Origin of the sequence: Luteimicrobium sp. NPDC057192, from assembly GCF_042670205.1 — a bacterium.
Taxonomy (GTDB): Bacteria; Actinomycetota; Actinomycetes; order Actinomycetales; family Cellulomonadaceae; genus Luteimicrobium.
In genome coordinates this window covers 79,369-89,222 of the sequence record NZ_JBHUWD010000012.1, presented here as the reverse complement: position 1 = coordinate 89,222, position 9,854 = coordinate 79,369, and the positions used below count along the sequence as shown (strand labels likewise).

Sequence of the window (9,854 nt, the reverse complement as noted above, 5' to 3'; positions counted from 1 at the left end):
CACCACCCTCGGCCACGACTCCGTCGTCGAAGCCGTCCCCCGCAGCTCCCTCAGCGTCGTGGTCACCGACGCAGCCCACGACGACCCCACCCTCGTCGCCCTCGCCGGCGCGGGCACCGTCGTGCGCGCGGTTCCCGGCGCGACTCGGCCCGTGCCGACCGCCGTCGAGCCCGCGCTCTCCCGGGCGAGCTGACCGAGCCGGGACGACGGACGCCCGCCCCACGGCTCGCGCACGGCGAGCAGCGGGACGGGCGCCGGTGGCACGCGTCGAGGTCGGGCGCCCCGTGCTGCCTCGGCCGGCCGCCTGCGGGCTGGGCTCAGGCCTCCCCGCGCCCCAGCCGCACGACGGTCCACGAGACGGGCGGCAGCTCGCCCTCGACGCGCCCGTCGGCGACCTTCACGGACGTGTTCACCTCGGGCCGGACGGACGAGTCGTCCTCGACGGTCGCACGCCAGTGCAGGTCGGGGTTCGCGAGGGTGAGCGCCTCGGTGACCGACTCCACCCCGAAGGCGCGGGCGTCGATCTCGAGCCGGAGCGGCGCGTCCACGGACCGGTTGACGACGAACAGGACGACCTCGCCGGTCTCCGGGTCGTGCGTCGCGACGGTGTCGACGACGGGGACGTCGCCGAACTTCGCGGTCGGGACGTCGGGCGCCTCGACGACGGCGCGCAGCACCTCGCCACGGGCGTGCGCTGCGGTGAGCGCGAACGGGTGGAAGATCGTCTGCCGCCAGGCGGGGCCGCCGGACTCGGTCATGATCGGGGCGATGACGTTGACGAGCTGTGCGAGCGACGCCGCGTGCACCCGGTCGGTGTGCCGCAGGAGCGAGATCAGCAGGCTCCCGACGACCACGGCGTCGGCGACGTCGTAGCGGTCCTCGAGGAGGGCGGGCGCGACGGGCCAGTCGTCGCCGCTGGGCGGCGCGGACGGTTCGGCGTTCTGGTACCAGACGTTCCACTCGTCGAACGAGATGTGGATCCGCTTGTCGTGCTTGCCGGCCGCCCGCACCTGGTCGGCGGTGGCCGACACGGCGTCCACGAAGTGGTCCATGTCGACCGACGACGCCAGGAAGGACGCGAGGTCGCCGTCCTCCTCCCAGTAGTACGCGTGCGCGGAGATGTAGTCGACGTGCTCGTACGTCTCGGTGAGGACGGTCCGCTCCCACTCGCCGAACGTCGGCATCGCCGAGCTGGACGACCCGCAGACCACGAGCTCGAGCCCGGGGTCCACCATCCGCATGGCCCGCGCGGTCTCGGCGGCGAGACGCCCGTACTCGGACGCCGTCTTGTGGCCGATCTGCCACGGGCCGTCCATCTCGTTGCCGAGGCACCACATCTTCACGCGGTAGGGCTCCTCGGCTCCGTTGGCCCGGCGCTGGTCGGACCAGTACGAGCCGCCCGGGACGTTGCAGTACTCGAGCAGGTCGAGGGCCTCCTGGACCCCGCGCGTGCCCAGGTTGACGGCCATCATCGGCTCGACGCCCGCCGCGCGCGTCCACCGCATGAACTCGTCCACGCCGACCGTGTTGGGGTCGCTCGAGTGCCAGGCGAGGTCGAGCCGGGTGGGCCGCTGGTCGACCGGCCCGATGCCGTCCTCCCACCGGTAGCCCGAGACGAAGTTCCCGCCCGGGTAGCGCACGGTCGTCACCCCCAGCTCCCGGGTGAGCGCGAGGACGTCGCCCCGGAACCCGTCGGCGTCGGCGGTGGGGTGCCCGGGCTCGTGGATCCCGGTGTAGACGCAGCGCCCGAGGTGCTCGACGAACGTGCCGAACGTCCGGGGACGGACGGGCCCGACGACGAACGCGGGGTCGAGCGTGACGGTGGCGTGGTGCATGGAGGTCTCCGGGAAGTGGCGCTGCGGGTCAGCGGGGTTCGGATGCGGTAGGGGCGGCGGGCCGGGCGTGCTACTTGACGCTGCCGAGGGTCAGGCCGGACTGCCAGTAGCGCTGGAGCGCGAGGAACGCGACGATCAGCGGCACGATCGACAGGAGCGCGCCCGTGACGATGAGGTTCCAGGCCTGCTCGTTGCCTGCGCCGGCACTGGACAGCGCCTGCCAGTTGCTGAGGCCGACGGTCACGGGGAGCAGCTTCTGGCTGCGCAGCACGGCCAGCGGGAGGAAGAAGTTGTTCCACGTGGCGACCGTCGTGAGCAGCAGCACGGTGACGACGGCCGGGCGCAGGAGCGGGACGCTCACGCGGAAGAACGTCCGCAGCTCCCCCGCGCCGTCGACGCGGGCCGCGTCGATCGTGTCCTGCGGGAGCGCCTCCTGCGCGTAGACGCGGATGAGGTAGACGCCGATCGGGCTGAGGAGCGACGGCAGGATGACCGCCCACATCGTGTCGATGAGGTTGAAGTCCGACAGCAGCACGAACGTCGGGATGACGAGAGCGGTGGCCGGGATCATCAGGGACCCGAGCAGGACCGAGAACAGGAACGCGCGTCCGCGGAAGCGGTACATGGCGAAGCCGTAGCCCGCGAGGAGCGACAGGAGCGTGGCTCCGACCCCGCCTGCGAGCGCGTACACGAACGAGTTCCGGAACCAGGTCCAGTAGATGCCGCCGTCGTGCGTGAACAGGCCCTTGACGTTCTCGACGAAGTTGAAGTCGCCGTTGAACCACAGGGGCCCGCCCGATCCGACGAACAGGCCGCTGTTGGACTTGGTCGAGGCGACGAGCAGCCACCACAGCGGGATCAGGAAGTAGACGGCGAAGGCCAGCAGGAGCAGGTGGGAGCCCGCACGGACCTGCCGCCGGGGCTTGGTCGTGGCGCGCGGGGCCCGGGCGTCGTTCGCGGTGCGGTCGTCCTGGAGCGTGGGGGTGGACATCACTTCAGTCCGTTCTGCTTGCGAGTGGCGAAGAGGAACACGTAGGAGCCGATGAACACGACGATCCCCAGCGCGAACGCGATCGCGGACGCGTAGTTGAACTGGTTGTAGGAGAACGCGAGCGCGTAGGCGTACATGTTCGGCGTGTACGACGCCGAGATGGATCCCTGCGCGACGCCGCGCAGGATCGTGGGCTCGGTGAAGAACTGGAGCGTCCCGATGATGGAGAAGATCGTGATCATCACGAGCGAGGACACGACCATGGGGATCTTGATCCGCCACGCGGTCTGCCAGGGGCTGGCTCCGTCGAGCGTCGCGGCCTCGTAGAGGGCGGGGTCCACGGCGCGCAGCGCCGAGTAGATGATGATCATGTAGTGGCCGACCCACTGCCACGTCACGACGTTGACGAGGCTCGCGAACACGAGGTTCGTCGACAGGAAGTCCGGGGCCGTGAGGCCGAAGAGACCGAAGATGTCCTGCGCGGGGCCGAACTTCGGGCTGTACAGGAAGCCCCACATGAGGGCCCCGATCATGGCGGGGACCGCGTAGGGCATGAAGATGAGCAGGCGCGACGCCCGGGACAGCTTCGACGAGAGCGTGTCGAGGACCAGGGCGATGAGCAGCGCGAAGCCGATCTGGATCTGCACCATGACGAGGACGAAGCCGGCAACACGGAGCAGGCCGTGGAGGAACTCCGGGTCGGTGAACGCCCGCGTGTAGTTGTCCAGCCCGACGAACAGGCTCTTGCCGCCGGTCGCGAGCCCCTTGTTGTGGAGGCTGAGCCAGAAGGCATAGCAGAGGGGGACGACGAGGAACGTGACGAACACGATCATGAAGGGGGCGACGAAGAGCCAGCCCCAGCGCTGCCGCCGGGCGTCGAGCAGGCTCGGCTTGCTCCGCTCGGGGGCGCGGCGCGTCCGCGACGAGGGCGCGCGCGTAGGCGAGGTGACGGTCATGGGGGTTCTCCTGCGGTCGGGCGGGGGCCCGCGGGCTGACGCTCACGGGCCCCCGACGCGCACTACTGGCTGACGGTGTAGCCCTGGCCCTGGGCGTACTTGACCAGCTTGTCCTGGAGGCCCTTGAGCGTGTCAGCGGCCGACTGCTTCTTGCTGATCATGTCGTGGAAGGCCTGCGTCTGCTGGTCGTAGGCGTAGACCTGGAACGGGCTGAACTGGAACCCGGAGTAGCCCTGCGCCGAGGCGAGGAAGACGTCCTTGTTGATCTGCTGGCCGTCGAAGAACGGGTACTTCTTGTTCTTGAACGCGTCGGACTCGAGGACGGACTTGAACTGCGGGAACAGCGCGGCCTTGTCGATGCCGATCTTCCAGGCGGCGTCGTTGTCGAACACGCCCAGGGCGACCTCGGCGGCGGCCTTCTTGTCCTTGGCCTGGGTCGTGACGGCGAACGTCGAGCCGCCCCAGTTCACCTGGACGGGGTTCGCGGTGTCCCACTGCGGCATGGGCGCCGCGACCCACTTCGCGTTCTTGTCGGCGCCGGACAGGCCCTGCAGGTAGCCGGGGCCCCAGGCGGCAGCGAGGTACACCGCGTAGGTGCCGTCGACGAGGTTGGTGTTGTAGTCGGTGCCGAACGCGTCCTCGTGCGCGACGAGGCCCTTGCCGACGAGGCCGTTCCAGTAGTCGATCACCTTCTCGCTCTCGGGGGTGTCGACGTTGATCCCGATCTTCGTCGGGTCGCCCGCGTCGTAGGTGAACGGCGTCCAGCCGGCCTGTGCCTGGAGCGCGTAGAGCAGCGCGTTGCCGTTGGTCGGGAAGTCGGTGATGGTGCCCTTGAACCCGGCGTCCTTGAGCTGCTGCGCCGCGGTCGCGAACTCGTCCCACGTGGTGGGCACCTTGACCTTGTACTTGTCGAAGATGTCCTTGCGGTACAGCATGCCCATCGGGCCGCCGTCGACGGGGATGGCGTAGATGGAGCTGCCGCTCGTGACGTCCTTCCACGAACCCTCGGTGTACTTGGACGCGAGGTCCTGGGAGGCGCCGTACTTCGTGAGGTCCTCGAGACCCTTGAGCGTCTCGTACGTCGGGAGCACCTCGGACTCGAGCATGATGACGTCCGGGGCGCCCTTGCCCGCCTGGATCGCCGTCGTGAACTTGTTGTACTCGTCGGCTCCCTGGCCCGCGTTCGTCCAGCAGATCTGGACGTCGTCGTGGGCCCCGTTGAACTGGTTCACGACGTCTTCGAACGCCGGGTACCAGGCCCAGACGGTCACCTTCGTGGCATCGGGCTTCTGGATCTTGTTGGTGCATGAAGCCTTGCTGCCGCCGCCGGAGCCGCCGGTCGCCGTGCCGTCCGAGCCTCCGCCGCCCGACGAGCAGGCGGCGAGTCCCAGGCCGACGAGTGCCGCGACCGCCGCGGCGCCCCATCGACGGGTGCGCGTGGTGTTCATTTCTCCTCCTTGAGATGTCGGCCAGCTGTGGCCTGGTCGGACGGCCCTCCTCGGCCATCCTTTCCAACGTTGGAATGTGAGCGTTCACGTGTGGCTCGAAGACGTTCGTCCGGCCCCACGAGATGACCGGCCGGGCGCGCGCCCGGACCGGTTCGGTCAGGTGAGCGGCGCGACCTCCTCCTCGCCGCCCGGCTGCACTCCGACGACCCGTTCGCCGCCCCCCTCGGGGACGTCGCCGGTCGACTCGCGACCGACGATCGACGAGTCGGGGACGACCCGTCTGAATGGCACGGCGACGCCGCTGCCCTCGGCCTCGATGCGCTCGAGGACCAGCTCGACGGCCGCCGACGCGATCTGCTCGCGCCCGGGGGCGACCGACGTGATCGTGGGTACGGAGTACCGGACGTCGTCGACGTCGTCGAACCCCATGAGGGCGACGTCGCCCGGGACGTCGAGCCGGCGCGCGTGCAGCGTGTGGAGCGCACCCAGCGCCATGGCGTCGTTGAGCGCGAAGACCGCGTCGAGCTCGACGCCCGAGTCGAGCAGCCCGCGCATCGCCTCCGCTCCGGTCTGGCGATGCCAGGCACCGGCCTCGCCGACGAGCGCCGGGTCGAACGGGATCCCGGCGTCGGCGAGGGCCTGCTCGTAGCCGCGCATGCGCAGCGCGGCCGAGCCGACGACCTCGCCCGGGTGCGCCCCGACGACGGCGATGCGGCGCCGCCCGAGGTCGATCAGGTGCTGCGTCGCGGCGCGGGCGGCCTCGACGTTGTTCATGGTGACGTGGTCGGCCGGCGCGTCGAACACGCGCTCGCCGAGCACGACGAGCGGGAACGGGACGTCGAACAGCTCGATGTCGTCCTGGCCGAGCTCGAGGGGGGAGAAGATCAGGCCGTCGGTCACCCGCTGCTGGCGTCCGCGCAGGACGTCGACCTCACGCTGGCGCGACGCGCTCGTCTGCTCGATCAGGACGGTGTAGCCGCGGGCGTCGGCCGCGCGGATCACCATGTCGGCCAGCTCGGCGAAGTAGGCGAGCGACAGCTCCGGCACGGCGAGCGTGATCATCCCGGTGCGCCGCGTGCGCAGGTTCCGGGCGGTGATGTTGACGCGGTACCCGAGCGCCTCGATGGCCCGTTCGACGCGCTCGCGCGTCTCGGGACGGATGTGCGGGTAGCGGTTGACGACGTTGGACACGGTCTTCACGGACACGCCGGCGTGGGCCGCCACGTCGTGCATGGTCACAGTCATGGTCACCGCTCCTTCGCGCTCCGGGACCGGGATCGTATCCCGGTCGTGGCCGTCGTCCTCGCACCGCCGCGTTGCGGGCGCCCCGGTCTCGGCGGGGTGCCGTGGCCGGTACGCTACATCGTTGTAGACATCGATGTAAAGACCGTTATCACAACGTTGTAGAACGCGAGGAGAGGACCGATGACGCACCCCCACGCCCGTGTCACGCTGCACCCCGACTTCCGGGTCGGCACCGTCGACCGCCGCCTGTTCGGCTCGTTCGTCGAGCACCTGGGCCGCGCGGTCTACACCGGCATCCACGAGCCCGGCCACCCGACCGCCGACGAGCACGGCTTCCGCCGCGACGTCGCCGACCTCACCCGCGAGCTCGGCGTCACGACGGTCCGCTACCCCGGCGGGAACTTCGTCTCGAACTACCGCTGGGAGGACGGCGTCGGCCCCGTGGAGGACCGCAAGCCCTTCCTCGACCTGGCCTGGCGGACCGTCGAGCCGAACACCGTCGGGACGGACGAGTTCCTGCAGTGGGCCGAGCGCGAGGGCGTCGAGCCCATGATGGCCGTCAACCTCGGGACGCGCGGCGTCGAGGCCGCGGCCGCGCTCGTCGAGTACTGCAACGGCGACGCCGGCACCCGCTGGGCCGACCTCCGGATCGCGAACGGGCGCACCGAGCCCTACGGGGTCCGGCTCTGGTGCCTCGGCAACGAGATGGACGGCCCCTGGCAGATCGGGCACAAGGACGCCCACGAGTACGGGAAGCTCGCTGCCGAGGCCGGCAAGGCCATGAAGCTCGTCGACCCGTCGATCGAGCTCGTCGTGTGCGGGTCGTCGTCCATGCAGATGGACACCTTCGGCGCCTGGGAGCAGACGGTGCTGTCGTACACGTACGACCTCGTCGACCACCTCTCCCTGCACGCCTACTACGAGGAGCTCGACGGCGACCGAGCGAGCTTCCTCGGGTCCGGCACCGGCATGGACCGTTTCATCCGGCGCGTCGTCGCGTCGGCCGACGCCGTCGGGGCGCAGCGCCGCTCCGACAAGCAGATCACGCTCTCGTTCGACGAGTGGAACGTCTGGTACCTCGAGTCCCGCTTCCCGGGCGAGTCGAACCTGCCGATCCAGCGCGACGCCCCACGCATCATCGAGGACGTCTACTCGGCGCTCGACGCGGTCGTCGTCGGCGACCTGCTCGTCACGCTCCTGGGCCACGCCGACCGCGTCCCCGTCGCCTGCCTCGCGCAGCTCGTCAACGTGATCGCGCCGATCATGACCGAGCCCGGCGGCGAGGCCTGGCGCCAGCCCACCTTCCACCCCTTCGCGACGACGGCGAGGCTCGCCCGCGGCGACGCGCTCGACCTCCGCGTGGACGCGCCCACGTTCACCACGACCCGGTACGGGGAGGTCCCCGCCGTGACCGCCGCGGCCACCCTCGACGACGACGGCGCGCTCGCCGTCTTCCTCACCAACCGCACCGACCAGGTGGTCGAGGTCGAGCTCGCCCACACGGGCGCGATCGTCTCCGTCGAGCAGGGACGGCAGATGGTCGCCGACCACGAGCCGGCCGTCGCCGGGCCCGAGCACGCGGCGAAGGTCGAGCGGGCCTGCTGGTCCGCCGTCGACGTCGCACGCGCCGTCACCCCGGACGGCGCCGGCACGACCACGGTCCGCCTGGCGCCCGAGTCCTGGACTGCGCTCGAGGGCCGCCTCGCCCGCGCCTGAACGGTGCGGCCGTGGCCGCGGACGATCCAGCGTCCGCGGCCACGGCTCCCCGCCGGCCGGATCGGCTCAGCGCGTCCGGACCGTGAGCGTCGCGACGGCGCTCGTCACGGCCGCGTGAGGGTTGCGCACGCGCGCTCGGACCTCGAGCCCGTCCTGGGCCGCCGCGACGTGCGACAACCGCAGCGTCGCCGTCCCGCGCTGTGCCCGGGCCGCCCGGGAGCCGGGCGCGGCCGCCCAGGTCGCGCCCCCGTCGGACGACACCTGCCAGGTCACCACCGGCGCCGGGGTCCCGGTGACCCCGACCGTGAAGGTCGCGGTGGTCCCCGCGCGCGTCGAGGAGTCGGCGGGCTGGCGCGTGACGGCTGCCCCGTCGGCGGCCGCGTCGACCGTGGGCCAGTCGTTCTTCCAACCGAGCTTCTGCAGCCCGAGGGTCGGCAGGTACGGCGCGGCGGCGTTGGACGCGTCGTAGTAGTGGTAGGCGAGCACGTCCCCGAACACGGACTGCCCGCCCGGCCCGACCTCCGCGCCGTTCTTGTCGAGGACCGTCGTGCCGCCGCCGTCGAGCATGGACGTGCCGCTCGCGTCGAGGTACGGCCCGGCGACGTCCTTCGACCGGCCGACGACCACGTGGTACGTGCTGTTCGCGGCCTGGCAGCAGAAGTCGAACGAGGCGAACAGGTAGAAGTACCCGCCGTGCTTCACGATCTGCGATCCCTCGACCGCGTTCGGCGGGGCCATCCGGTCCACGAGGTGCACGGACTTCTCGGCCCAGCCGTCGACGGGCTTGCCGCTCGGCCACTCGAGGGGCACGAGGAACAGGCCCGACCAGAAGGACCCGATCGACAGGTACGGCGTGCCGTGGTCCTCGACGACGCTCGGATCGATCGCGTTGAACTGGAGGCCGTCACGCGTGATGGGGGTCGGCGACTCGAGCACCGGGCCTCGGTCGACCCAGCGGTAGTCGGGGTCCTCGGGGTCGAGCGTCGTGTTCGTGGCGAGCGCTGTCACGGACGTGTTCGACCCGAACGTCGACGCCGAGTAGTACAGGTAGTACGTGCCGTCGTGCTCGTAGATCGCGGGCGCCCACAGGTTGTCGGGCAGGGTCCCGCCGTTCGCACCGAACTTCTCGTCGATCCAGGCAGGGATCTCGTCCCAGACGGTCCCCTCGGACTCCCACGTGACGCCACCGTCGTGCGACGCGCGGACGAGGATCGTCCCGCCCTGCTCGCGGTGCAGGAGACCGGTGGAGAAGACGTACCAGGTGCCGTCGTCGTCGACGAAGAGCGCCGGGTCGTGGACGGGTGCGACGTCGCCGTCGACCGAGAGCCCGCCGGCCGGCAGGTGCGCGGTCCGGGCCGTGTCGGCTGCCTGCGTGTCGTGCGCCGCGCCCCGGTCCTGGGCGGCCGCGGTGTCGGCCCGCCACGGGGCTGTCGCGAGAACGGCGCCGCCGGCGACGACGACCGCGGCCGCTCCAGCGACGAGGGCGCGACTTCCGCGTGGCGCCCGGTGTCGGCGCCTCTGGTCCGTGCTCATGGCCACTCCTCTACATCGTTGTAAATCGAGAGCCGCACCACCCTGCCCTGATCGGGCGAGCGGTGGCGGTGGGACGGTCACCGATGTTAGCGCTCACACACGGGGTGTCAAGAAGGGAGACCGTCGACCG

The 9,854-nt window shown here is 70.9% G+C and carries 8 protein-coding genes; 2 read left to right on the top strand and 6 right to left on the bottom strand.

Features of this window, described 5'->3' with window-relative positions:
- Positions 1-193, top strand: a 193-nt coding sequence (locus ACFT5B_RS08045; protein ID WP_386797472.1) for a hypothetical protein, incomplete at its 5' end; no start/stop codon positions are given.
- 124 nt (positions 194-317) lie between these two features.
- Here ACFT5B_RS08045 and ACFT5B_RS08040 read toward each other — a convergent pair.
- From ACFT5B_RS08040 to ACFT5B_RS08020, 5 genes are all read right to left on the bottom strand, one after another.
- Positions 318-1,835: an alpha-N-arabinofuranosidase gene (locus tag ACFT5B_RS08040; protein ID WP_386797471.1), complete on the bottom strand. Its 1,518-nt coding sequence runs from the start codon at positions 1,833-1,835 to the stop codon at positions 318-320.
- Positions 1,836-1,905: 70 nt separating this feature from the next.
- A complete protein-coding gene (locus ACFT5B_RS08035) occupies positions 1,906-2,826 on the bottom strand; it encodes a carbohydrate ABC transporter permease (protein ID WP_386797470.1) in 921 nt (306 codons plus the stop codon).
- Positions 2,826-3,782: a carbohydrate ABC transporter permease gene (locus ACFT5B_RS08030; RefSeq protein ID WP_386797469.1), complete on the bottom strand. Its 957-nt coding sequence runs from the start codon at positions 3,780-3,782 to the stop codon at positions 2,826-2,828. Before ACFT5B_RS08030 ends, ACFT5B_RS08035 begins: the two co-directional genes overlap by 1 nt.
- Positions 3,783-3,844: 62 nt before the next feature.
- The gene (locus ACFT5B_RS08025; protein ID WP_386797468.1) at positions 3,845-5,230 is read right to left on the bottom strand and encodes an ABC transporter substrate-binding protein; all 1,386 of its coding nucleotides are present in this window, start codon (positions 5,228-5,230) and stop codon (positions 3,845-3,847) included.
- A 156-nt stretch (positions 5,231-5,386) separates the two neighbouring features.
- Positions 5,387-6,475 (bottom strand): LacI family DNA-binding transcriptional regulator, encoded by a 1,089-nt coding sequence (locus ACFT5B_RS08020; protein WP_386797467.1) that lies wholly within the window; start codon positions 6,473-6,475, stop codon positions 5,387-5,389.
- A 180-nt stretch (positions 6,476-6,655) separates the two neighbouring features.
- Between ACFT5B_RS08020 and ACFT5B_RS08015 the strand changes: the two genes are divergently transcribed.
- Entirely contained in the window at positions 6,656-8,191 is a 1,536-nt protein-coding gene (locus tag ACFT5B_RS08015; RefSeq protein ID WP_386797466.1) for an alpha-N-arabinofuranosidase, read from the top strand.
- A 66-nt stretch (positions 8,192-8,257) separates the two neighbouring features.
- Here the strand turns inward: ACFT5B_RS08015 and ACFT5B_RS08010 are convergent, their stop codons facing one another.
- Positions 8,258-9,724, bottom strand: coding sequence for a glycoside hydrolase family 43 protein (locus ACFT5B_RS08010; RefSeq protein WP_386797465.1), 1,467 nt, complete (start codon positions 9,722-9,724; stop codon positions 8,258-8,260).
- Positions 9,725-9,854: the final 130 nt, after the last annotated feature.